The following is a 25,073-nucleotide window of genomic DNA, read 5'->3' as shown; positions in this document are numbered from 1 at the left end:
AAGACGAAACTTCAATCAAGCTTTTACAGGCAGAGATTTCTCGTCTTCCCTTCTAATCTCGAGGCAGGGGACAAAAGCCTGTTAATGCATGATAAACAAAATTAACGAATTTAGAACAAAGAAAAAGGAGATTTTAATCCAACAAAATCTCCTTTTTTTTTGCTTATTCATAATACGGATTTAAATGAATTAAAACTTCTTCAATATTATCATGCTTTTTCATTAATTTATTTTTTATTTCCCGAGAAAGGTCATGCCCTTCTTTAATTGTTTTATCATAATCGATAGATATCCGCAGATCAACGAGCACATAATGTCCATGCTCTCTCGCTCTTAGCCTGTCAATTCTCTTCACTTCTGAGAAGCTTGATATAATATTCGTATAATCAAGGAGCAATTCTGCATTAATGTTCCGCTCTAATAAAATATCAAAGGCCTCTCCCAACATTTCTTTTGCGATTTTAAAGATTAAGTATGCCACAACGATACTTGCTACTTTATCTCCAAATAATAAAAATCCAATATTAAATTTGGCGCCAATTATAGATAACAGTACCCCTATTGCCGCAGCTAGCGATGCTACAATATCTGCTTTATGGTCAAAGGCAATCGCTTCAATTGCTTTGCTATTTTGTTCCTTGGCAATTTTCATTGAATACCGATACAAAAATTCCTTTGCTCCATAAGAGATAATCGCAATCCACATCGCAAGTATATTAGGGGTAGAAATTGGATGAAAGAAACCAACAATCGCTTCATACACAACATAAAAGGAAACGACCAATAATACCAGGCCTACAATTCCAGATACGATTATTTCCGCTTTGCCATGTCCGTATGGATGCTCGTCATCTGCTGGCTTATTTGCTATCCTGATGACCAATAAAACAATCACTGATGCAAAAACATCTGCTGCCGAGTGAATCCCATCCGCAAATACCGCGTCACTATTTGCAATTGATCCAACAATTAATTTTCCTAATGTTAATATAATATTGCTTATCACACTAATCCAAGCGACTTTTTTCGCCAAAGACTCTCTTGTCGTCAAACTCATCTACTCCTCTACGAAAATCACTTATGTATCTTAACAGAAGAGATTTCAGTAGGTCTAGAGAAAAAAAGTTGTTACCTACAACACTTATAGCATAATAGAAATTCTCTAGAATGCCTCCAATAAAGTTTACCAAAGGAAAATCTTTGTTTTTTTACCTATTATTTCTACCATAATTATTTTATAAGAAATTAGCATAACTTCCCCTTCTACATTTTCTTATAACTACTACATTGCTTGATAAGCTTAAAAATAATTTACATAAGCAGAAGCAAAGAAAGATACATAAAAATAAAAAATATTAAAAAACAAATAATAATAGAAACAAAAATAATAGAATGATTAGATGGGATAAATCTCCCTGCTTGAATATATTTTCTTTTTCTGGAATATTCGACAGTGGACATTATCGCTATTACAAATCCAATCATACACGCAAAAATGCCAAGGAATATCGCTAACCTATTAATATATGGATTCGTGCTTAATTTAATTGTAAAATGCAGAGAAGTCGTCAAAAATCCAACCCCTATTATCGATACAGCTGTGCGCATCCAAGCTAAGTATGTTCTTTCGTTTGCTAAATGCTGCTGAGCGTACTTTACACTTTCTTCTTGCAATGGCTTCTTGCTGTCAACTCTTTGCATAAATAGTATCCCACCTTTAGAAAATAACTTTATATGATAATGAAAATTATTATGTTTGTGATCGATATTTGCCAGCAATATAATATAATTTATATGAATTGTACAATTATTGCCAGTTTATCACGCATTAACGGGTTTTTGACTTCCACCTAAGGAATTGTAAGAGAAACCGAGAAATCTAAGCGGATAGAAACTTGCCCATAAAGCATGATTGTTTCCACTAACAATCAATAGGGGAGGTGGAAAACCCTCACTGATTGAAGTTCCACTTTGTTATGTTAATATTTTCCGTTTTGCATAAATTGATATACTTACCATTTGCTGAATTTTATTCTTGTCTAATTTCCAAACCAGCTAATCAGATTTTTATAGGACTAAAAAAGCCCTAAATCTAGAAATCTATTCTAGATTTAGAGCCACTTCTATCCTCTCTCAAATTTTCACTCGAATTAATGTTCTAATTGTGGGGGCAATTTCTTAAATCCACTTGTTCTTCCTGCTAAAAATACAATTCCTGCAATCAGCCAAACTGTTCCTAGAACCATTGCCAATCGATCCATCCCAGTCCATACATAGATAATAATGCTAAATCCTAACAATGGAAGTGCCAAGTAGCGGAAATGGCTCCATCCTGTTGGCTTCCAATTTGCTTCATAGTTTAAATTTAATGGAGCTTCTCCTTTTTTCTTTATATAATATAGCCATATAACAGACAAGTTTAGGGCTGCAAATCCAAAAAATGCTCCATAATTAACTAAATTAGAAATCGTTCCCAAATCTACGGTATTCCCTAAAATAAATTCAATTGCTACTATGATAATGATATTAAAATGGGGAGTTTTAAAGCGTTTGTTTATCGCAGCAAATATCCCCTTTGGCAGAAGACTATCTCTTCCCATCCCATAAAGCAGCCTAGCGCCAGCCGCAGTGGCGACTAAATTGAAGACAGCCAAAGAGCTTAAGAACCCTGCTGTATAAAATAAAGCAAACCCTTCTCCACCCGTTATAACTGAAACTTGGTATAAAACAGTATTCATCCAGTTTTCATCCGCAATATGATTTCTCCAATCAGGAATTACAAGCATTGCAACATAACTGCATACAACCATCGTCACTAACCCTATCCCAATACACATAAAGATCGCTTTAGGAATATCTCTTTTTGGGTTGCGCGTTTCTTCAGCCAATGTTGTGATAGCATCAAATCCCAAAAAACTCAAAACAGCAAGCGACGTGGCACCAAGCAGTCCTGACATATTATCAAATTGGAAAGGCTGTGTACTTAGAAGCATTCCAATCCCCACACCATCTGAATATACTGCTTTCCCCCAAACTAATATGCAGCTCCATACTACAAATTCTCCTAATAGCAAAAACCATAGACCCATTTTTGACATTAATTCAATTCCAAATAAATTCAACAAGCCAACACCTATGGAAAAAATACCTAACAATACCCAAAAAGGGACATTAGGAAAATATTCTTGGACAAGATATGCTGCACTTACAGAAGTGATTGTTGGAATAAGTACATAATCTAGTATTACAACCCAACCTGCTAAAAAACCAAAATGGGGATTCCATCCTCTTCCAACATAACTATAAACAGAACCTGCCAACGGAAAATTCCTTACCATTGTCGCATAACTAAACCCTGTAAGAAGCATCGCAATTCCAGCAAACAAAAAGGGAAGTGCCACTGTTCCTCCAGAGGTAGATAAAAGGACTCCAAAAATTACAGCTGGCGCTAATGGCAGCATATAATTCAAGCCAAAAGCTGTAAGCTGAACCACATTCATGGATCCATTCAGTTCTTTTTCATAACCAAAATTCTTCTGAACCAAATCACTTTCTAAAATACGCTTTTCCTGCACCTCCATAAAATTCCTCCTCAATAGTATTTTTCTTCTATTATTTATTAAGTGGATTCTAATGGAGCAAATTAGTGAGATTGATGGTTAGGAGTCATCATTTCTTTTTCTGGCTGCGGCGCATCAAAGTCAATGGATTCTACTAAACCAATTGCACCAATCAAAAATAAATTAAAGCTGAAAGCTAAATAAAAAGGCGCTTTTTTACTTTTAAAAACAATTTGCTTTTTCGATAATGATTCATTTGTTTTCATTAGTAATATAAGATAAAAACTAATAAGGTAGAGAAAATTCATTGTAAACATCATAAAAACAATTTCAGAAGAAGCAAGCATAACACCTAGCATTGCCCCCATCATGGCTCCCATAAAACTTGAAGCTGCTGCCTCTACTATTCCATTTATTCCAAATGGATGACCGATCAGAATAGCAGCTATTGCACTTATTACAATAGAAAAAACCGTCGCAAACGCCAAACGATCAGGCATCCATAACCCAATTGCCAGTCCAATTGTTACACTGCCTGTCATCCCCAATAGCATTGGAATGCATCTAGCAACTGAACTATTAGTTTTATCAAAGTTTTTGCGAGAAGTAAGAAAAAAATAAATACTATAGCTTATAACCATCAATAAACTAAAGATAAGCATTATAGCACCTCCTATTTTTTGTTTTTTAAAGGAGAGGAAACCGAGTCCATCTCCTTTTTGACAGTTAAATTATTTACTGCAAGATGCATCTGGTTTGCTGTGACAAGCAGCTGATTTCGATGTTGGACGAGGAAGATCTAAAGCAGGGTTGCGGTCAAAAAATCCAACAGGTTTCAATTGAAAATTAATGTAAGCCGTTGGCATTACTGGCCAATCTTCTGGTCTTGTAATATGATGGTGCCCCATTGTATACCAAACAACGATATCTTCATTATCAATATTGCGGTTTCCGGCAATATATTTCGGAAGTCCTTCTCCGCCCTTATGCTGGTTCGGATAATCTCCTGTAGCATACTTTTCTTTCGCATCATATTTTGTTACATGCAATTGATGTTTCAAGAATCCCGCTCTTTTCATTACACTAGAGTTTTCTCTAGCAAATGGCAGACAGTTTTCCCCTGGCATAATTTTATAGCCCACAGGTGTGCCTACAGCATTTAAAGAATTAGGGTTAATGATCTTCCAAGTGCGCTGTGTCGCTATATCTAGGTTTCTTTGTGCTTCCTGTTCTTTTTTAAATATTTTTGATTTTACATAAAAAGCATTGCTATGCGGGTTTTCCGTCCCCTCTTCTTCTGCAACTGTATAGCTTTCCACTACAGAATTTTCCATACCATCTAACATCGTGTCTAAACGGAAGTTAAAGAAATGTTGATGAAAAGAAGCATTTAATTTCGGCGCAATTTCTGTTCCATATTTTGATTTTCCACTCTCATCATATGTTCCAGTATTTAGCATGCCAGTTAATTTCACTTCATTTTCAATTGTTCCATCTTGGTAGAAGCTCCAGTAAAATCCATAATCATAGTTTCCGACTGTACAGAAAAAGGAAAGGACGAGTCTGCGAGAACGTCTTACTTCCACTTGTTCTGTTCTCCAGTCTGTATGCTTCCAGGCAATGCCGTAATCTTCTTCATGGAGACACACTGCATTTGGAATGGTTCTTACATTTCCTTTACTGTCTGTCATTACTGCATCAAAATAGCGGATTTCTCCTAAACAGTCACAGCCTAATGCCAATGAATTTGCAAGCTGTCCCATACCATATTCCCCTGCATCAAAAGCATTTTGTGTATTATGTGCAAAACTTCCATCCGCATATGGAACAACCATTTCTGATAACGCTGCACGATAAAGGATTGAGCGAATTTTTCCTTTGTCTTCATAGCCGACTGTATACAGCACTAGTCCTTCTCTTGGCGTAAATCCAAAACGAATATGCCATTTTTGCCATTTAATATAATGGCCTTCAACTTCAAAGCTTGGTCCTTCTGGCTGAATGATTTCTAATGGCTTTAAGTCTGTCCGCAGCGTAATTGAATCAGATGTTTCTGGAGAATAATTCGCATCAGTCGGCGGCATTTCCCGAATACCACAATCTTCAAAACGGTGCACCATCATTTTATTTAAATCAACATAAACAACAATTCCTGTTAATGGGTAGGCGTAGCCATTATCATTCGGAAATTTGCGTACCCAGCAAATCGCTCGTGCAAGACGAACACCCTCATCTTCTGCTATGCCAAAGTTTCCTGCAGACCACGGATCAACCATTACTAAATCAAAATCTGTAATGCCTCTTTTCAGCAATGCTTCTTGAAATTCAGGGCAGTTTTTTACCACTTGTTCGCACTCTTCGAACTCATCCAACATAACCCCTGGCTGTACGCCTTCTATATTCTCCCAACTAGCTACTGCTTGATTTGTAATAGAAACTAATGCTTCATAGGTTTGTCCAGTTTCATTATCAAGAAGAATAATAAATGCTTCCCTATTTATTTCATCTCCTTTTTTATAATTTAAAACCACTTTTTTATCTGGTTCATGGAGAACAACTGTAACAAATCGAACTTTTTCATGTAAATTCTTTTCTTCTTTTATAATGGCTACTGCCTCTTTTATCTCTCCCACAGTCAATGGTTCTAACGGATGTAAAGTTGTATTTATTTGTTGTGTTTGCAATATTTGCTTCCTCCTTTTGATTGATTATTCATAATATACTAAAAATTAACACTATTAATATTGTAAAAAACGGAACTATGTGATATTTTTTTACATGAGAAGTAAGAATCTAGAAAATCCACTTACACAACGTGCCTATATATGCTATATTTTTTCTAATTTAAAAGGGACAGTCAGGAATGTTAACCTATAAAAGGAGTATGAAAATGAAAGCAAAAAGCGATATTATTTTTACACCTTCTCAACCCGAATTAAAATTTAGCAGTCAAAACTATATAGAATATCGTCCTCCCAATCTCAAAAATTCTGAAGTTTCACTTTTTTACCAATTCAAAATAGACAAGCATGCCCAGGGATTCTTGCAGGTGATTCCTGATGGATGTTTTGATTTATTATTCTGTACTCATTCTGTTCATCCTTTTGCACTAGTAGCAAGCAGTCCTAATCAACGCTGCACCTACCATTTCCAACCAGACTGTGAATATTTTGCTGTTAGGTTCTACCCTGAACAAAATTCTCTGCCATTTACTATTCCTATAAAAGAACTAATCCAGCATCAACAAGTTCCGCTATTTGATGTTGTAAACCTGCCTTCTTTTTTATTAGAAAAAATCGCAATTTTGTCCAGCTTTCAGGAAAGGGTCAAATGGTTTCAATACTTTTTGCATACGATCAAACAAGAATCTGACTACACACATAATTTAGTCTCCCATTGTATACATAAAATTTACTCTTCAAATGGAGCTATAAATGTAAAAGACCTCTCAGCTGAAACTGGCTATTCTGATCGTTATGTCCGTAAAAAATTTGAAGAATTGGTTGGCTTTTCTCCTAAAAACTTTAGTCAGATTGTTAGATTGCAATATTTTGTAAACAAAATTTCAAATAACTCCTCTCCTATAGAAGACGCTATGGATTATGGCTTTTTCGACCAATCCCATTTTTATAAAAATTTCAGAAAACATATGGCATTAACACCAAAACAATTTAGAGATAAGTTTTATCTAGAGACATAACTAGATAACACTTAAAAACAGCCAATGATTTCACGGCTGTTTTTAAGTGTTCCTGCTTATTGCAAGGAAAGTAATAAGGTAAAATAATAGTAGAAGACAAGGGGGTTGGACACATGAAAAAGTTATTAAAAACTATCCAAACAAAACAGAAAGAGATTGAATATACTCATATACAAACTGGAGGAAATAAAGTATGCTTTATGCTTTCGGGATTAGGTTATCACTATGATAAGCCACTTTTTTATTATTTAACAATGCTGATGATTGAATCTAACATAGATGTAGTACAAGTGCATTACTCTTATCAAAAAGATTTTTTGCAGCAAGCTTCTAAAAAGGTTACAGAGGAAATGCTCAATGATATCACACCTATTGCTTCAGAAGTTCTGCAGCAGCATAACTATCAAAATATACTATTTCTTGGTAAATCTCTCGGCACCATTCCCATTGTTAATGGGTTTATGCAAAATGATAAATTTGCAAAAGCTGTGATGATTCTCCTTACCCCTTTATTAAAATTAGATAACATTGCCAAGTCTATCGCTGCAAGCAAACATAAAGGATTGCTTGTCATTGGAAATAAAGATCTTCACTTTGAGGAAAAATCACTAAAGCAGTTAGAAAAAACAAATCTTCATTATGTAATTATAAAAAATGGCAACCACTCTTTAGATGATGTCAGCAACGACTCTCTGGCCTCGCTCCAATCAATGAGTCTCATTATTAAAAGCCTGCAAAAGTTAATAGCTCATCTATAGACACACGCAAAAACGCAGGAAAGCAATAAAAGCCATCCTGCGCTTCTTTTTATTATGCTGTTCCAAACGTGATTCCTGACTCTTTCAGCATTTTGCGGTAGGCAATGCAAAGTCTATCGCAGATCAAATGCAATTCTGCCTGTAAATCAAAAGGCAAAAGTTCTGGCTGTTGGTTTTCCACAAATAATGGAATGTCAAATTTTATGAATATTATAAATTATGAACCAGTATAGGTAGGAAGTCCATGATATTGTAAGAAAATGTAACAGACAATTGTTATTTTTTTAATATCCATGTGAATATATATAGGAAATATAATAAAGTGAAACTTCAATCAGGCTTTTATGGGCAAGTTTCTACCCATTTAGATTTTTCGTTTTCTTTTGCTATCGGTGGGGGACAATCGCCCGTTAATGCGTGATGAATTTTTACGAATCATAAAAAGAGGCATCTATTTGACTATGAATGCCTCTTTTTATCTTTATTCAGCTATTTTCAGAGATTTTTCGCCATTAAACCATTTAGCAACCAACTTGTCCATTTCGCCATTTTCTTTCATTTCTTTTAACGCTTCATTAAATTTACTTGTCAGTTCACTATCTTTTTGAAAAGCAATGGCAGCACCGCCTGTTTCATTGCTCGGCACAGAAATGGTAGTTAAATTATCGTTTTTTTCTATATAGCCTTTTGAAACAACGTCCTCCATCAATACCCCATCAAAACGCCCACTATTAATTTCTTGCACTAAATCTGGGACACGATCTCTAGTTTCTAATTGAAAATCAACTGTTTTTTGTAGTTCCTTCGCTTTTTCGGCCTGAATAGAGCCAACTTGCACGCCAACTATTTTACCTTTTATATCCTCAAATGTTTGTATACTGCTTTTTTTATCGACTATCATGGATATATCGCTTCTAAAATATGGTTCTGTAAAATCAGCATTCTTTTTTCTATCTGGGGTTGCCTCCATGCCTGCCATTACAAAATCTACTTTACCTGACTGCAAGGAAGTGATAAGACCATTAAAGTCCATATCTTTTATTGTAATCTCATATCCTGTTTTTTTCCCTAGGGCTTTGGCAAGGTCTGCATCAAATCCGATGATTGCTTCACCATTTGCAGTATCCACATATTCAAAAGGCGGATAATCTGCTGAGGTTCCCATGACTAATTGTTTATCCTTATTTTCAGATGAATTGCTGGACGAACTGCAAGCGGATAATACAAAAAGACAAATTAAACTAATCAACAGCCCTGCTACTCTTTTCTTCATCTCAATCTCCCCCAATTCTTCGATAAAACAATAATTGCATCTATTATTTCTTAAACAGATACATATTATATAATATGTATTAATACGTATTGTTTTATTTATACTATAGTTCTTTTGTATCGTCAATACATTATTAATCTTCTGACTTTTTATAAAAAAAGACATATCACTCCATTACGAATGATTGTCTTCTATATCTAAAAGGAGAATTTATACCTTTCTCCTATCATATACTGTTTACCTAAATAAACTGGAGAATCATCAAAGGAAACAATTGTCTCCATATAAAATAACGGCTCTCCAACAGGCACATCCAATAATATTGCTTCTTCCTCCAATGCTCTTACCAGTTCCAATGATGTCTCACCTGGATTATTTAAAATAATTTGATGCTTATCTTGCAGCAATTGATAAATAGAGCCTTCTAAACTTTCTTCTAATAAAAACTTATATTTTTTAAAAGAAAAATAGTTATTTTCCAGCATTAATGGCTGCTCGTTTGCATATCTGATTCTTTGGATAAAAAGGAGTTGATCATCCTCTTCTAATTGAAGCAATTCTTTGTCTATGGAAGTTGGAAGAGTAATTTCTCGTTTGATTGTTTTGCTGCTCGCAGTTAAGCCATATGCCTCACATGCAGCAGTAAAGCTGGTTAAATGAACTACTTTTCTTTCAATTTTTTGTGATTGCACGAATGTGCCCTTCCCTTGCTTTCGAACTAGATATCCTTCTTCTACAAGTTCTGTGACGGCTTTTCTCACAGTAACCCTGCTTATATTATATTTGTCGCTCAGCTCTACTTCTGTTGGTATTTTATCTCCTGCCTTCAATTTGCGTGTAATAATAGAACTTCGCAAGGATTCTTTTAATTGTAAATATAAGGGTGTACGATTTTCTTGTTTAAACATTTTTTCACCTTCTATGCTATTCATCTATTTAAAGAATAACAAATACGATCAGATATTGCACTATAACAGACAAGTATGTCAGTCCCTTTTCCCAAATCCAAATGCACCTTCAACTAGACAAATCTTTTCTGCACATTCAGCAGCTTTTCTTTTCTTCGGCTGTCCCTCCTTGATTTATTCGCCGTTTTAACATCCTTCGCTTCGGGTTAATTTTCCGTGACAGCCAAAAGCCATCGCCCAATATAGCGGCGACGGCTCTTTTTCATCATCAAGCATTCTTTTTTAGTTTAGCTACTGTTCCTTTTGTTTTTTCAGAGATATTGTACCAATAAGCAGCTCCAACAAATACGGCTCCACCGATTATATTGCCGATTGTAACAGGCAGTAAGTTAGCGAACATTCCTCCAAATGACACTGTATCCGGATGTGGAATGATTAGAGAAATAGACAGAAGAGTCATATTTGCTACACTATGTTCAAATCCAGAAGTAATAAAGGCGAATAAGCACCAAAAAATCATAATTAATTTTGCTGTTTCATCCTTTAATTTAACAGAACACCAAACTGCTAGACACACAAGAATATTACATAAAATTCCGCGGATTAATAATTCCATAAATGGAGCATTCATTTTTGCAGCTGCTGCATTTATAATAAAACCTGCCACTCCATCCACTGCGAGACCTGAATAGCTGAACATTGCAGCAACAAGGATAGAGCCGATAAAATTGCCAATATAGCTGTATAACCAAACTTGCCCAGTTGCTGTCCATGTTACTTTCTTTTCTAGCACGCCAATTGTCATAATCATATTATTTCCAGTAAATAAATCAGCGCCGGCCATAATCACCAAACTTAATGCAATTCCAAAAGATACACCCATAATAATTTTTGTTCCGGCAAATCCACTGGGAGCAAGCATGCCACCAATGGTAAAAATAAGAATAATGCCCAGTCCAACAAAAAATCCTGCAAGCATAGCACCAACTAAATATTTCGGTTTGCTTTTCTTAAGGCCGGTAATCCTGGCAACCGCCGTATTGCTAAAAGTCGCTATTACTTCTTTCATATTTTTTTCCTCCTACTATTCTTGTAACAAGAATTGCTCTTGCATTCTCTCTATCAGCACTTCCTTCATTCGTTCATCATATTGCAAAGGGCCGCATAAAATAACAGATTTAGCACATGCAGCAATCCGTCTTTCCACTCTTTTTAACAATACACCAGTAAACAATAGATAGGGCATCACATAAATGCAATCATATTCTTCTTCTAATTTAGCAAGTTCTGTGGCAAAGCTTGGTGTTCCCGCTGTCAAAAAAGCTGTATCAACAGGCAAATCTATTTTTTGTTCTACTGCTCGGCTAATTTCTAATAGCTTAAAAATCGGCTCTGGATCGCTGCTTCCTCTGCCCACAAGCAACACTACACCATCTTTTGCCTGTTTTGCTTCTGCTTGAATTCTCTTTACCACTAAATCAATCATTTTCTTATGCACATCAAATGGAGCTGTAATTGTAAATTGAATAAATGGATATTTAGTTTGGATTTTATACAATTCTTCTGGTATATCTCTTTTATAATGAGCAGCCGCAAATAGAAGAACTGGAACAACTAAAATGTTTTTTGCTCCATTTTGTATAACGTTCTCCAGCGTTTCCCCAATAGATGGAGCATTTATTTCTAAATATGCAATCTCTTGCACAGGAATATTTATCTCTTTTTTTACATTTTCAATAAAATTGCGAAAAGAATGTATTCCTTCTTCCAATCGACTGCCATGTCCAATATATACAACCGCGTCCATCAGTTATTCAACCTTCCAATCTTTTGTTTCTAATGCTTGCTGCACCGCTTCATCTATTAAGTGAAATCCCTTTTCCATCGCGTATTCCTTTACAGATTCTCCAATATAAGCAAACATCAGCTTAGTGGGATTATCTGCCGAAAATCTCTCCCATTCTTTGAGGAAATAATCAATTGCAGATTTATTTGGAAATATCACCGTTTGCCATTGATCTTCTGACAGCAAACGACGATTCATTTCATCAAAACGGAAATCTATTTTGATTTCATGAGAGATAATAAAAATATTTTTTGGTGCATACTGATTGCTGGATTCAACTGCTGATGGCCCTATAATACAAGCATCCTTTTGCTGAAAAATTGCTTGTTGCCCCCTAATCCTTTTTTCTGCTAACGCTTTTTTCGTTTTTTCTGATACATATTCAATTTGTTTTGGCAAATCACGCAAATCATAACCATGCTGATAAAATTGCGAAAAGAATACTTCCATACTTTCAGGTGCAAAAAAAATCAATCTTTCTTTTTCCTTAATTGCTTCTATTTCTGTTGGATGAAGCACTCTATCTACTTTTTTTAAGGCAGGAAAGGCAAAAACTTCAGCACCATTATCCGAAAAATATTTTTCTAATTGGCTTTCACCAGCTGATGATTTAGCAATAATGATTCTTTTTTGGTAAAAAGGCAACTTTTCAAACCATGCAATCGAAGATCGTAAATTTACTACATCTCCCACAATGGTAAGTGCAGGATTTGTTATATTTTCCTTTTCTACAAGGGATACAATAGTAGCTAAAGTTCCTTCTACTACTTTCTGTTTGCCCAATGTTCCCCATTGAATAACAGCAGCTTTTGTCTCCTTTGATTTTCCTTGCTCTATCAGCTCTTGGCAGATGGTGCCCAACCCTTTTACTCCCATATAATAAGCGATAGTATCACCTGTATTTTTATCATAATTCAATTTGTGATTATTTTCACAAAAATGTCCAGTACGTATAGTAAAGCTATTGCTACACTCCCTGTGAGTTACAGGAATTCCTGCATAAGCGCTTGCTGCAATGCTTGCCGTAATGCCTGGCACAATTTCAAAAGGTATCGCCTGTTTGGCTACTGCCTCTGCTTCTTCTCCTACACGGCCAAAAACAGAAGGATCGCCACCTTTTAAACGTACAACGTATTTTCCCTTTAAAGCATAATATATAAGAGATTCATTGATTTTTTCTTGCCTCATGATATGGTTGTTTGGCAATTTTCCGCAATACACAAATTCACAGTGATTCTTCGTGTAGCGCAATAATCTTGGATTGGCAAGGCGATCGTAGAGAACTACATCCGCCTTGCTTAAACATTCTAGCCCCTTTTGGGTTATAAGCCCAATATCCCCTGGTCCTGCTCCCACAAATGCTACATGCCCTTTGTTCGTTTTCATCTTTTTACACCGTCACATAAATATATTCATCAATTATTTGTGTGTCAAATGTTTCTACACATCCATTATCTGGTTTTTGCACTTCTCCTGTTACAAGAGAGATTTTCCAGTCATGCAATGGACAAAACACAAACTCTCCTGAAACAATGCCTTCTGCTAGTGGTCCATTTTTATGTGGACAAGAATTAAGAACTGCACGTACATCTCCGTTCGTTAAATGGAATAATGCAATTGATTTTCCATTTATCATAACTTCTTTGCCGATTTGTTTTGGCAAATCGGCTAATTTCATTACTTTTACCCCTTCTTTTGTTATATTCATTTTGCTTCCCCTCCATGGATGATAATTGTTATGGCAAACTTCCTTAATTTCTTACTACTTGATACATATCCTTTTTCTTTTCATCTTGCAGAACACTAGACCATGCTTCTTGATAAGTTCCTTTTGCTTTTTCAAAACGTTCCACAAGCGGCGCAATATTTTCTTCTTTTAATAAGGTTTCTTTCACCCACTCTGCCCCAACTCTTTCTACCCAAGGAGCAGTGCGTTCTCCATAATTTGCATGCTCACGGTATAATTGTACATATGCTTTAGCAATTGCAATAACTTCTTCTTCTGTTTTAACAGTTGTCAGCATATCACATTCACGCACTTCTGTACCGCCATTGCCGCCGAAGTAAATTTGATAGCCATTTTCAACACATACTATTCCGTAATCTTTAGTCAACACTTCCGCACAATTTCTTGGACATCCTGTTACACCCATTTTCATTTTATGTGGGGTATCGACCATTTCAATTGCTTGTTCTAATTTAATTCCTAATCCTAATGAATCTTGTGTGCCAAAACGGCAGAATCTTGAACCTACACATGATTTCACATTACGAAGAGATTTTGAATAAGCATAGCCAGAACGCATGCCAAGGTCTTCCCACATTTGTGGCACATCTTCTTTTTTGACCCCATATAAGCCAATTCTGCTGGCACCCGTTACTTTTACTAATGGCACGTTATATTTTTGTGCTACTTCCCCGATGCGAATCAAATCTTCTGCTGTTGTTGTTCCACCATACATGCGAGGAATAACAGAGAATGTACCGTCCTTTTGAATATTTCCTTCCATTTTTTCATTGACAAAACGGGAAGCTTTATCGTCTTCATACTCTTCTGGACGAAGCATACGCATATAATAATTTAGAGCTGGACGACATTTAGAACATCCTTCTTCATGAGCAAAACCTAATACATTGCGCACCTCTTTCGGTGTTTTCAAGCCTTTTTCCATAATTTGAGCTACTACTTCATCACGAGTAAGTGCTGTACAGCTGCACATGCCCATTTTTTGTGCAGACGCATCAAAGCTGTCTCCTAATGTGTGCGCTAAAATGCTTTCTACCATTGGTTTACATTTCCCGCAAGATCCACCAGCTTTTGTGCATCCTTTTACTTCTTCAAATGTAGTTAATCCTTGTTCTAAAATGGAATGGACAATGGTTCCTTTTGTTACACCATTACAGCCGCAGACTGTGTCTTCCGCACTCATTGCTGCAACTAAATCCTCTTCTCCAGAAGCATTCCCGCTGCTTAACACAGATGTACTGGTGTATTCTGAGATATCTGCTTGTTTTTTCAACATATTGAAAAGACGATTTCCATCAGATGCATCTCCATAAAGGACAATCCCAACAATTTTATTATCTGTTATAAGAATTTTTTTGTATTTTTTAGCAAATTGATCATGAACAATAATGGCCTCTGTTTGATCATCTTCATGAATTTTCCCTCCAGAAAACAAATCACAGCCGGCTACTTTCAATTGGGTAGAAAGGATGCTTCCCTGATAGCCTTTGCCTTCTTTTCCTGTTATATGATCAGCTAGTGCGATCCCCTGCTCGTAAAGCGGCGCCACTAAGCCGTAGGCAATTCCTCTATGCTCCGCACATTCTCCAACCGCATAGATCGACTCGTCAGTTGTCACCATATGATCATTTACTACAATTGCTCTATTTACTTCTAAACCTGCTTCTTTTGCAATTGCAACATTTGGACGTATTCCAACCGCCATAACAACTAAGTCACAATCAATAGAAGTTCCATCTGTAAACGTTAAGCTTTCTACACGATTATCTCCGCAAATTTCTGCTGTTTGCTTTTCCATTAAAAATTTCATGCCTTGTGCTTCTAAGTCTTTTCTTAAAAGGTTGGCAGCTGCTGCATCTAATTGCTGTTCCATCAAAGTCGGCATAATATGAACAACGTGAACATCCATTCCTCTATCAATTAAGCCTCTCGCTGCTTCTAAACCAAGAAGTCCACCGCCAATGACGACCGCTTTTTTATAAGTTTTTGCTGTTTCCATCATTTTCTCTGTATCTTCAATTGTACGGAAGCCAATGACTCCTTCTAAATCACTTCCTGGAAGAGGCAAAATAAATGCATTAGATCCTGTCGCAATAATCAATTCATCATAGTCAATATGTTTATCTTGATCTGTTGCAACAAATTTATTTTTTCTATCTATTTGAATAACTTTTTCTCCAGTTAATAGGTTAATATTATTTTCTTTATACCAATCCCAATCGTTTATATTAATTTCATTAACAGTTGTTTTCCCTTGCAAAACATTTGAAAGCATTATGCGATTGTAATTGGGATGATTTTCATCTCCAATGATGGTAATGTCAAAACTTTGTGCATCTCTTTTTAAAATTTCCTCTACTGTACGTACACCAGCCATTCCATTTCCAATCATTACTAATCGTTTTTTCATGTCATTTCCTCCAAATTTTATTTTGGGCCATAGTTATTTAATTTTGTGATTTTTTTCACATATATATAAAGATATCTTTCTACTTTTCTCTCCATAAAACTTTCTTGCTTTAAATCGATAAACCTACATTTTTAAGACATCTTTTATATTTTTATTATAGCGAGGTTTTTATGAAAAACAGTATGCATATTTTACAACTTTATGAACGTTGAGTTTGGAGTTGTACAAAATCTAACTTTTATAGATAATTGCTGCTCGTTTTCAACATAAAAAATTAGAAAAAAAGAAGATGGATATATCCATCTTCTTTTTTTCTAATCATTATTGAACTTTTTTGCCATCGTATAGATCTACTTGCAAAGGAGCTGCTAAAAAGTTAGGTGCCTTTTGAGTGAAGCTGACAAAGTGTTCACTTGTATTATGCAATGCAACTGCCTCCATGTCCTTCCATACTTCAACCATTGTATATACATTGGTTTCTGATATATTTTTCAGCAATTGATACGTAATATTGCCTGCTTCTTTTTTGGTATCTTCTATTAATTGCTGCACTTCTTGCATAAATTTCTCTTGTTTATCTTCTTTAACTGTCATAGTAGCATGAATAATAATCAATTTTCTCTCTCCCTTATTTCCATTCTGCAATCGTTTCGACCGGCAAACGGTATGATTTATAGCCCTCATCTGCTGCTTTTCCAATAGAAAGCAGCATAACTGGCACATAACGTTTTTTATCTAAACCAAATGTCTCTGCAATGTTTTCTTTATCATACCCGCCAATTGGATTGGTATCATAGCCATGAGCTCTTGCTGTCAGCATTAGCTGCATAGCTACTAATCCGCTATCTATTAAAATAGTTTCTCGATTAATCTGTTCAGGCAGCTTCGCAAAGTGATTGGAAAATGCCGCCATTTGGCGCTCTTTCACTTCTTGCGGCATATATCCTAATTCAACTGCTTTAGAATAAATTTCTTCTGCATAATCAAAATTGTTCATATCTGCAAATATAGCGATAACTGCTGCCGAAGTTTTTACCTGTGTTTGGTTAAAAGACGCCAATGGAAGCAATTTTTCTTTTCCCTCAGAACTGTCAATTACAATAAAACGCCATGGCTGCATATTAATGGAGGATGGTGCAGTCGTTGCTTCCTCCAGCATATCCCGCATTTCTTCTTTGCTTATTTTGACAGATGGATCATAATTGCGGATAGAACGTCTCCCTTTCATTATTTCCATAAAATCATTTGTTTTTAGTTCTGTTGTCATTTTTTTTCCTCACTCTCTATTTATTAATCGATTGAATTTCTACACTTGCAATATTGGTTCCTATTTTTGAAAGCATCTTTAAGAAAATTTGCAGTTCTTCTTCACTAAAATCTTTAAAAGTTTGAGCAATAAATTGTTCTTTTTCTTGCAGCGATTCTTTAATAGCATTGCGGCCATCCTCCGTTAAACAAACCAATGTTATTCGATTATCATCTGCTTTTTTTCTTCTTGCAACCATATTTGCCGCTTCTAGCTGTTTTAAATGTCTGGTAACAGCAGCGTTATCTATCTTAACCATCTTTTGCAGTTCCTTTTGGCTGATCTCTTGATTATGATAAAGCTGTTGCAATATTTCAATGCGAGATGGACTAGAACCTAAACATGATTCAAATTTACAGGCTAAATTTTTATTTAACGTTTGCAGCTGGTAAAAGATCTGCAAATGAGTAGAACAAGTATTTGACAATCCATCTCCTCCTTTTATTAATTGATATATCAATAGTTGATGCATCAAATATATATTTAATTTATCTTTTTGTCAAATATATTTAACTTATAAAGAATACAATCGAGATAAACAAGGAGAAGGCAAAAAACCGCTAAATCAATAAGACTTAGCAGTTTCTTTTTTACTTTTAATGAATCGCCGGAATGGCATGTTTTCTTTTCCTCACCAAAACAAAATAGGAAAGAAACGCGATAAAACTGGCGAAAAACATAATTAACCCCATTGGCAATGCAGTATTTTCTCCCGCTATTCCTACTAATGGAGCGGATATGCTTCCTAATATAAACGGCAACAATCCTAATAAAGCGGAAGCACTTCCAGCAATATGTCCTTGAGATTCCATCGCTAAAGAAAAAGAAGTGGTCGAGATAATCCCAATTGTTGATACAAAAAAGAAAATTGGGACAACAATTGCAAGCAGAGGCGCTTTTAATAGAATTGCTATTACTAATATGATGGCAGCAATATTTGCAATAAATAAACCTATTTTTAAAAAGGTTTTCTCAGGAATAATATCAGTGAAACGACCAACTAATTGTGTTCCCATCATTAAAGCTATTCCGTTCATTCCAAATAATAAACTAAACACTTGCGGTGAAACATGGTAAATGTTTTGATAAACAAATGGAGTTCCAGAAACATATGCAAAGATTCCAGCAACAATGAAGCCTTGTGTTAAAGCATAACCAATAAATTGACGATCCTTAAATAAAGAAGCGAAGTTTTTTAATGTTTGAGAAATGCTGCTCGGCACCCTTTTTTCAACTGGCAAAGTTTCTTCTAATCTTGTTGAAACAATAAAAAATAACAAGACTCCAACAAAAGCCAATAAAATAAAAACGCCCTTCCATTCTGTTAATGCAAGCACACTGCTTCCTGCAACTGGTGCAATAATTGGACCAAGATTGTTTACAAGCATTAATAAAGCAAAAAACTTTGTCAACTCTCTTCCATTATAAACATCCCGGACAATTGCCCGAGAAATAACAAGTCCTGCAGCTGCAGCAAATCCTTGCACAAATCTTGCTCCAATAAATACAGCAATAGATGGGGAAAAAGAACATGCTAAGGATGCTAAAAAATATAAAACAATAAAAATTAATAACGGCTTTTTTCGCCCTTGTACATCACTCATTGGACCAATAATCAGCTGGCCAAAGCCTAGTCCTAAAAGACAAGTTGTTAAACTTATCTGCACAAATGAAGCACTTGTTTTATACGTTTCTACAATCGTAGGAAATGAGGGCAAATACATATCGATTGTAAAAGGGCCTAAAATGGCAAGAGATCCAAGCAGCAAAGCTAATCTAATCCGTTTTGCATCTTTTTCTTTCGTCAATTGTTTACCACCTTCATTTAAATTTTTTCTTATCAGTTATCCATTTTACCTCGATTTAGTTTTTATTACTAGAAGATATTCCCTAATTCCGCGAAATATTTCTATTATCTAAATAATTGTTTTTGATTTATTAGTTGCTGACATTTCTCTAGTTTCCCAATAATCAGCCAACGAGCTGTTGCGCTCAAAACTTCCGGTTGCTTATCTTTTTTTAACATTATAAATCTAACTATCTCTCTACTAAAAAAGATTAAAATATTTTTCTTAAAAAAACCCCTCACCAGTCGACTGATATTAATTCTCTATCTGTCTTCCATCAAGGGATTATTTCTATTTTTCTTTATATAATATAGTCCTTGCACCAATCATCAATAAAATTTCCTCTATTCTAACTTCAGCCCTGTATCTTTTTTCATCAGCTTTAATGCAATCAAATAGACGATGCCTATCCCAAGCCAAATAAATCCGAGCTGCTTGCTTAATGGATCTAAATTAATCCATACATATCCAATCACAAGAAACCCTATTAATGGCATAACAAGATGCTTGACATAATCTTTGCTTTGTTTTTTTCTTAAAAAATAATTAATAACGGAAATATGCAAAAACAAAAAGGATGATAAAGCACCAAAGTTTACAACAGATGATAAAATATTGATTTTATTCGAGAAAATTACTGTTACAACTAATGAAATAACCGCAATTAATATTGTACTTAAATAAGGCGTTTTATATTTTTTATGCACTTTTGCCAAAAAGCTTGGCAGCTTTTTATCGCGTGCCATACTGAATAATACTCTAGAAATAGCAGCTTGTGCTACTAATGCATTCGCTATGCCCCATGAAAAGGCAGTTGCAATAATAGTTAAAACTTTAAGCCATGTCCCTCCTGCTACTTCTGCAATTTGATAAAAAGCTACATCCGCATTTTCAAATGAGTTAAAATCAGGCCAGATTAATGCTGCTACCCATGTTTGAATAATGAATAGAACACCTACTGCAAGCAAGGAATAAACACATGCTTTCCCGATGGATTTGCTGCCTTCTTTTGTTTCCTCTGCTAAAGTAGAAATTCCGTCGAATCCCAAAAAACTAAGAACGGCGATAGATACAGCTCCCATTACAAGGCTCATGCTAAAATGATCGCCATCATACAAAGGTTTTGCTGTCAGTTCTGCACCATTTACCCCTTTTAAAATGGCAAACACACCTACTGCTAAGAAGATACCCAATATAATTAATTCTAAAACAACAATGATTTTATTTGCTTTTGCTGTAAACTCAATGCCTAATATGTTGATTACTGTATTAAGCAGGATAAAAATAACTACCCAAACGAGCAAAGGTATTTGTGGCACAATGGCATTTAATGCTGCTGCACTTACTAAGTATAATAACGATGGAATAAAAATATAATCTAATAAAATCAGCCATCCTGCCAAAAAACCGACAGAATCATTAATTCCTCTTTGAGCATACGAGTAGACTGATCCCGCAATCGGAAATGCTTCCGACATACGCGCATAACTAAATGCTGTAAAAATCATGCCGACCATACCAATTAAATAGGTTAATGCAACCATACCATGAGAGCCTTGAACAACAGATCCATAAATTCCAAATGGCGCAATCGGAACCATAAAAATCATCCCATATATCAATAAATCCCAGAATGTTAAAGATCTCTTTAATTCTTGTTTATATAGAGCTTGTTGTCCACTATTTACTTTTGCCTCCACTATTTCTCCCCCTAAAATAACTCATGAATGCCAAGCTGTGTTAATATATCTTTTGATATAAAACATCTTGCTGTTTTCAACGGATCTACTACTTGGCTCACTTGAACTTGTCCTGCCGCACTTAAAAGCATTGTTGCGTCTTCAAGAGAAAGAGTGGATCTTTCACAAATAAGATCTACCATTTCCTCTACTGCAACATTCACTGCTTCATCCAATGTTTCTTTTGAAACAAGATAAGCTATTCCTTCTTTATTTTTGACAATAGGGGTGCGAATAGATGATCCTTTAATCACGGAAAAAGCTACTGTTACTTTTGCAGGAATTTCCACACCTGAAACACCCACTTCACCATCGCCCATGGCTGCATGGACATCTCCTAACGAAAACAGAGCTCCTTGATGAAAGACTGGAAAATATAGTGTTGCATCATCCGTAATTAATATAGTATCCATATTTCCTCCATGATCACCTGGCGTTCCACAAGAAATTTCCCCTTCTTTTGGAGCAACACCAATTACACCAATCATAGGATTTAATGGAATTCTTACTTGTTCATTAAAAATTGCCTGATTATCTTTGATATAGATTTCTTTTACAGAAAACTCAGAGATTCGATGTCCCATTACCCCTAAATTTGGACCAGTTGCCATAACTCCTTTTTCTTCCAGTTCAATTTTTTTTATATGAACAGCTAAAATATCACCTGGTTCTGCATCTTCAATATATACTGGTCCAGTTGCAGGATTAATTTGACTCCAATCAATGGAAGAATATTCTGTATTACTTGATGTAATTTGGTTTAGGAAACAATCATATGTTTGAAATTCCACATGATCTCCTGATTCTACGGACAGCACTGGCTTGTATTGTGCACTCATTCCATATATATAATGTTCGCGATTTACTATTTGTTTCATCGTTTCCGCCTCCTTGTATTATTATTATAAAAAGAGGCTTATCTATTTTTTTGCGAAATCTTGACCATATTTTACGTAATTTTATTCATTTTCAGAATTTTCAATAGAAATCCTCCTGAAAAATGGATAATAGCACCTGCTACTACTATTAAAAATCCAGAATAAAATTCTTTCATGCTTAATGCAAAAAACATCCCAACACCCCAAATGAATACAATATAAACAATAAGCCAAACGGAATGTCTTTTGTCTTTTCTTCCCACAGACCGTAATGGCATAGATGCAGCAATATAAAATAAACCATATATTATAGCTAGTTCCATGCTGTATTTTACGAAAATAAACTGAAGCAGAAACATACAGCAGCAAAGAAAAATGGTAAAAAAATAAATGCTTTTTATTTTAACTAGTCCTTTTCCTTTTCGCATTTGCAGGCAGAAAAATAATAATGTACTTAATGCAAATATAGAACTAATTACAGAAAAAATAATACTTGAAATCCATACAATGACTATCATAATGGAAAGTATCTTTCCAGAATAATGAAAAATGGTATAACCAAACGTAAAATAAAGACTAGTCTGATTTAAACTAACAACATATGCACCATATACTAATAAAGCAATTGGAACTGCTGAATAACAAAATAAAGATAATTTTATTGTTGATTTTATATACTTTATTGAAATAGAATGCAATACCTGATAGGAATAGACATTCGTTAGGAAAGCGCCAATTTGCGCAATAAGAATAGATAAAAGGATGAGCAGCATTTTAGACACACTAATCTCTTTTGTTGCTTCATAAAGAGAGTATGCTTGAAAAATAGTATGCGTCCCCGCTTTTACATATAAGAATAGTGGCACGAATAGAAGAGAAAAGCTGCAGATAATCAAAATTAAATACCCTGTTTTGTAGATCGTTTCTAAGCCTCCTAAACCAGCTATAATTAAGGAAAACAGCAGGATTAGCCCAACAAAAACAATGGAATGGCTTGTAAAATATACTTGAAAGATTTTATGTGCAACGGACATCTGCATAACTAGTCCTTCCATATTTGCAAAAATAAGCAATAGAAGAAAAAACTTAAATCCTTTTGCTGTAAATCTTTTTTTATAAAAATATAGTATATTTGCATTTTTTTTATCTTGCTGGTAAAAACCTTTTAAATATCCCTTAATTACAAAGAAAAATAACAGGACAAATACTGCATAAAAAATAACACCAATAAACAACCCATAAGAAAACAAGATAAATAGCGGAATAAATAAAGAAAAACCGCTAAAAAAAGATATGCATAAAAGAACGGTTCCTTGTTTAATGCCAAGCTCTTTTTTACTGAAAAAAAAATCATATGGGGAATGATGTTCCACTATTCGATCAAGGCAATAGATAATAATTATAGTCGCAATAAATAAAATAATATACCAATCAATCATGCTGTATGTTCTCCTTAAATCTGCGAGGGGTTACTTGTACTAATTTTTTAAATGTGTAGCTAAAGTGATGAAGGCTAGTAAACCCTGCTTCATCTGCAACTTGCTGTATCGACCAGAAAGGATTCTCTTTTAAAAGCTGTTTTGCTCGTTTAATCCTATATGACACTAGATATTCTTGAAAAGTCATTCCAAGCTCTTCTGCAAACTTTCTGCTTAAATAGCTAGATGAAACATGTACACTTTGTGCTATTTCTGTTAAATTCAATTTACTGCGATACTGTTGCTGAATAATATCGATCACTTGCTGTATGAGTGGAGATACTCTGTTCAAATGTCCATTTTTCTCCTTAAACCTTTCCATTGTTTCATAAAATTCTGTTTTAATAACTGGTTTTACAATATAATCAAAAACATTCATCCTAATTGCTTCTTGTGCGTAATGAAAGTCTTCATATGCTGTTACCATAATGCATTCTGTTTTATAATTTTTTTTAATAAAAAAGCCTAACTCCAACCCTGTTTCTCCTGGCAGATGAATATCCAGCAAAGCTAAATCAATGGAGTGTTTTGCTAAGATTTTTTTTGCTTGAACTCCATCGTCCGCTGTCCATATTTGCCAAGCAGGATATTTATCTTGAATTAGAAACTGTAATTGCTCCAACTCTAAAGGCTCATCATCCACTAACAAAACTCTCATATTTTTCCCTCCGGTGTATATGGCCATACTACTTTGGCTATTGTTTCTTCTGCTATTCTTTCAAGCAGCACTTCTGTATATAAATCAAATAATAACGACAATCGTTTTTGAATATTTTGCAAGCCTATTCCAAATTCATTTACCTCCTCTTTCATCCATCTTGGACCATTATCTCTAACAAGCAATGTTACCCAATTGCCTTCCCTGAAAAGCATTATATGAAGTGTTTTTTCTCCCATCTTCTTTTCCAATCCATGCTTAAAGGCATTCTCTACAAGTGTCTGAAGCAAGTATGGCGGCAAATAAGTGCTTTTAGCAGCTGCATCAATCGTCCATTCAATCTGCAGTTTGCCTCCAAAACGAATAGATTGAACTGCAATATAATGGGAAGTAAAATTCTTTTCCCTTTCAAAAGGAACAAGCAAGTCTTTTTGCTGGTATTTATATCTTAAAAACTGCGAAAACTCTTCCAAAGCATGGGTGACATTCTCTGTTCTTCCAAGCCTGCTCAATGAAAGCATCGCATTGAGACTATTAAACATAAAATGTGGCTGTATTTGCTGACTAAGCTGCAAATACTCCATTCGGTGCAGCTCCTTTTCTATCTCTACCCTTCTATTTTTTTCCTCTAAATAATCAAACTCTTTTTCAAAAAAACCTAATAGCAATAATATTGCAAAGCTAGCTATTGGTATTCCAATACCCAAAAGTATAATTAAAATAAAAACAGATTCTGTCATACTGGCACCTTCATTTTTTGATTTTCTAAAAATAAATATTGGGAGAAATTTTTCTATTTTTCTACTGAATTTTTAAGAAATAGTCTTTTTCTTTCCATCTTTTTGACAACATTTTATCAAAAACTATTCAGCAAGCATATTACTATTTAAAAATTTCGAGTATTACGGGAATCATATAAAGTGAACCTTCAATCAATAGGGACTTTGCGGACAATTTTCTAGCCA

Annotated in this window: 23 protein-coding genes; 2 read left to right on the top strand and 21 right to left on the bottom strand. The window is 34.9% G+C overall.

The window, feature by feature from the left end:
- Positions 1-163 precede the first annotated feature (163 nt).
- The 5 genes from NCCP28_RS06785 to NCCP28_RS06765 all read right to left on the bottom strand — a co-directional run bounded on the left by NCCP28_RS06785 (position 164) and on the right by NCCP28_RS06765 (position 6,244).
- On the bottom strand, positions 164-1,057 hold the full coding sequence (locus NCCP28_RS06785) for a cation diffusion facilitator family transporter (RefSeq protein WP_248560641.1): 894 nt from the start codon (positions 1,055-1,057) through the stop codon (positions 164-166).
- A 254-nt stretch (positions 1,058-1,311) separates the two neighbouring features.
- Positions 1,312-1,701, bottom strand: a complete 390-nt coding sequence (locus NCCP28_RS06780) for a YidH family protein (protein WP_248560640.1) — start codon at positions 1,699-1,701, stop codon at positions 1,312-1,314.
- A gap of 449 nt (positions 1,702-2,150) precedes the next feature.
- Positions 2,151-3,581 carry an APC family permease gene (locus NCCP28_RS06775; RefSeq protein WP_248560639.1) on the bottom strand — a complete coding sequence of 477 codons (1,431 nt, stop codon included), beginning with the start codon at positions 3,579-3,581 and terminating at the stop codon, positions 2,151-2,153.
- Between the two features lie 62 nt (positions 3,582-3,643).
- Positions 3,644-4,222, bottom strand: a complete 579-nt coding sequence (locus NCCP28_RS06770) for a hypothetical protein (protein WP_248560638.1) — start codon at positions 4,220-4,222, stop codon at positions 3,644-3,646.
- A gap of 69 nt (positions 4,223-4,291) precedes the next feature.
- Complete coding sequence (locus tag NCCP28_RS06765) at positions 4,292-6,244, bottom strand: primary-amine oxidase (RefSeq protein WP_248560637.1); 1,953 nt, start codon at positions 6,242-6,244, stop codon at positions 4,292-4,294.
- Positions 6,245-6,450: 206 nt separating this feature from the next.
- Here NCCP28_RS06765 and NCCP28_RS06760 point away from each other — a divergent pair, with 206 nt between their 5' ends.
- The gene (locus tag NCCP28_RS06760; RefSeq protein ID WP_248560636.1) at positions 6,451-7,260 is read left to right on the top strand and encodes a helix-turn-helix transcriptional regulator; all 810 of its coding nucleotides are present in this window, start codon (positions 6,451-6,453) and stop codon (positions 7,258-7,260) included.
- A gap of 113 nt (positions 7,261-7,373) precedes the next feature.
- A complete protein-coding gene (locus tag NCCP28_RS06755; RefSeq protein WP_248560635.1) occupies positions 7,374-8,018 on the top strand; it encodes an alpha/beta family hydrolase in 645 nt (214 codons plus the stop codon).
- A gap of 481 nt (positions 8,019-8,499) precedes the next feature.
- Here NCCP28_RS06755 and NCCP28_RS06750 read toward each other — a convergent pair whose 3' ends face one another.
- The 16 genes from NCCP28_RS06750 to NCCP28_RS06675 form a co-directional block, all read right to left on the bottom strand.
- A complete protein-coding gene (locus tag NCCP28_RS06750; RefSeq protein WP_248560634.1) occupies positions 8,500-9,291 on the bottom strand; it encodes a transporter substrate-binding domain-containing protein in 792 nt (263 codons plus the stop codon).
- 197 nt (positions 9,292-9,488) lie between these two features.
- Positions 9,489-10,199, bottom strand: coding sequence for a GntR family transcriptional regulator (locus NCCP28_RS06745; RefSeq protein ID WP_248560633.1), 711 nt, complete (start codon positions 10,197-10,199; stop codon positions 9,489-9,491).
- A 268-nt stretch (positions 10,200-10,467) separates the two neighbouring features.
- Positions 10,468-11,268 (bottom strand): formate/nitrite transporter family protein, encoded by an 801-nt coding sequence (locus tag NCCP28_RS06740; RefSeq protein WP_248560632.1) that lies wholly within the window; start codon positions 11,266-11,268, stop codon positions 10,468-10,470.
- A gap of 15 nt (positions 11,269-11,283) precedes the next feature.
- Positions 11,284-12,006 carry a sirohydrochlorin chelatase gene (locus NCCP28_RS06735; RefSeq protein WP_248560631.1) on the bottom strand — a complete coding sequence of 241 codons (723 nt, stop codon included), beginning with the start codon at positions 12,004-12,006 and terminating at the stop codon, positions 11,284-11,286.
- 3 nt (positions 12,007-12,009) lie between these two features.
- Complete coding sequence (gene cobA, locus NCCP28_RS06730) at positions 12,010-13,431, bottom strand: uroporphyrinogen-III C-methyltransferase (protein ID WP_248560630.1); 1,422 nt, start codon at positions 13,429-13,431, stop codon at positions 12,010-12,012.
- A 4-nt stretch (positions 13,432-13,435) separates the two neighbouring features.
- Entirely contained in the window at positions 13,436-13,753 is a 318-nt protein-coding gene (nirD, locus tag NCCP28_RS06725; protein ID WP_248560629.1) for a nitrite reductase small subunit NirD, read from the bottom strand.
- 43 nt (positions 13,754-13,796) lie between these two features.
- Positions 13,797-16,202 (bottom strand): nitrite reductase large subunit NirB, encoded by a 2,406-nt coding sequence (gene nirB, locus NCCP28_RS06720; RefSeq protein ID WP_248560628.1) that lies wholly within the window; start codon positions 16,200-16,202, stop codon positions 13,797-13,799.
- A gap of 321 nt (positions 16,203-16,523) precedes the next feature.
- Positions 16,524-16,817: a putative quinol monooxygenase gene (locus NCCP28_RS06715; RefSeq protein ID WP_248560627.1), complete on the bottom strand. Its 294-nt coding sequence runs from the start codon at positions 16,815-16,817 to the stop codon at positions 16,524-16,526.
- A 13-nt stretch (positions 16,818-16,830) separates the two neighbouring features.
- A complete protein-coding gene (locus NCCP28_RS06710; protein WP_248560626.1) occupies positions 16,831-17,469 on the bottom strand; it encodes a nitroreductase family protein in 639 nt (212 codons plus the stop codon).
- A 16-nt stretch (positions 17,470-17,485) separates the two neighbouring features.
- Positions 17,486-17,935 carry a MarR family winged helix-turn-helix transcriptional regulator gene (locus NCCP28_RS06705; protein WP_248560625.1) on the bottom strand — a complete coding sequence of 150 codons (450 nt, stop codon included), beginning with the start codon at positions 17,933-17,935 and terminating at the stop codon, positions 17,486-17,488.
- A 169-nt stretch (positions 17,936-18,104) separates the two neighbouring features.
- Positions 18,105-19,316, bottom strand: coding sequence for a Bcr/CflA family multidrug efflux MFS transporter (locus NCCP28_RS06700; protein WP_248560624.1), 1,212 nt, complete (start codon positions 19,314-19,316; stop codon positions 18,105-18,107).
- Between the two features lie 383 nt (positions 19,317-19,699).
- On the bottom strand, positions 19,700-21,055 hold the full coding sequence (locus NCCP28_RS06695) for an APC family permease (RefSeq protein ID WP_375709372.1): 1,356 nt from the start codon (positions 21,053-21,055) through the stop codon (positions 19,700-19,702).
- Between the two features lie 11 nt (positions 21,056-21,066).
- Positions 21,067-21,972 carry an acetamidase/formamidase family protein gene (locus NCCP28_RS06690; protein WP_248560623.1) on the bottom strand — a complete coding sequence of 302 codons (906 nt, stop codon included), beginning with the start codon at positions 21,970-21,972 and terminating at the stop codon, positions 21,067-21,069.
- A 71-nt stretch (positions 21,973-22,043) separates the two neighbouring features.
- On the bottom strand, positions 22,044-23,411 hold the full coding sequence (locus NCCP28_RS06685) for a hypothetical protein (RefSeq protein WP_248560622.1): 1,368 nt from the start codon (positions 23,409-23,411) through the stop codon (positions 22,044-22,046).
- Positions 23,404-24,108, bottom strand: coding sequence for a response regulator transcription factor (locus tag NCCP28_RS06680; RefSeq protein ID WP_248560621.1), 705 nt, complete (start codon positions 24,106-24,108; stop codon positions 23,404-23,406). The genes NCCP28_RS06685 and NCCP28_RS06680 overlap by 8 nt, the downstream gene beginning before the upstream one ends.
- Positions 24,105-24,848, bottom strand: coding sequence for a sensor histidine kinase (locus tag NCCP28_RS06675; RefSeq protein ID WP_248560620.1), 744 nt, complete (start codon positions 24,846-24,848; stop codon positions 24,105-24,107). The genes NCCP28_RS06680 and NCCP28_RS06675 overlap by 4 nt, the downstream gene beginning before the upstream one ends.
- Between the last annotated feature and the right edge of the window lie 225 nt (positions 24,849-25,073).

Source organism: Niallia sp. NCCP-28 (assembly GCF_023168165.1).
Taxonomy (GTDB): domain Bacteria; phylum Bacillota; class Bacilli; order Bacillales; family Cytobacillaceae; genus Niallia.
This window is presented reverse-complemented; position numbering and strand designations above follow the sequence as displayed.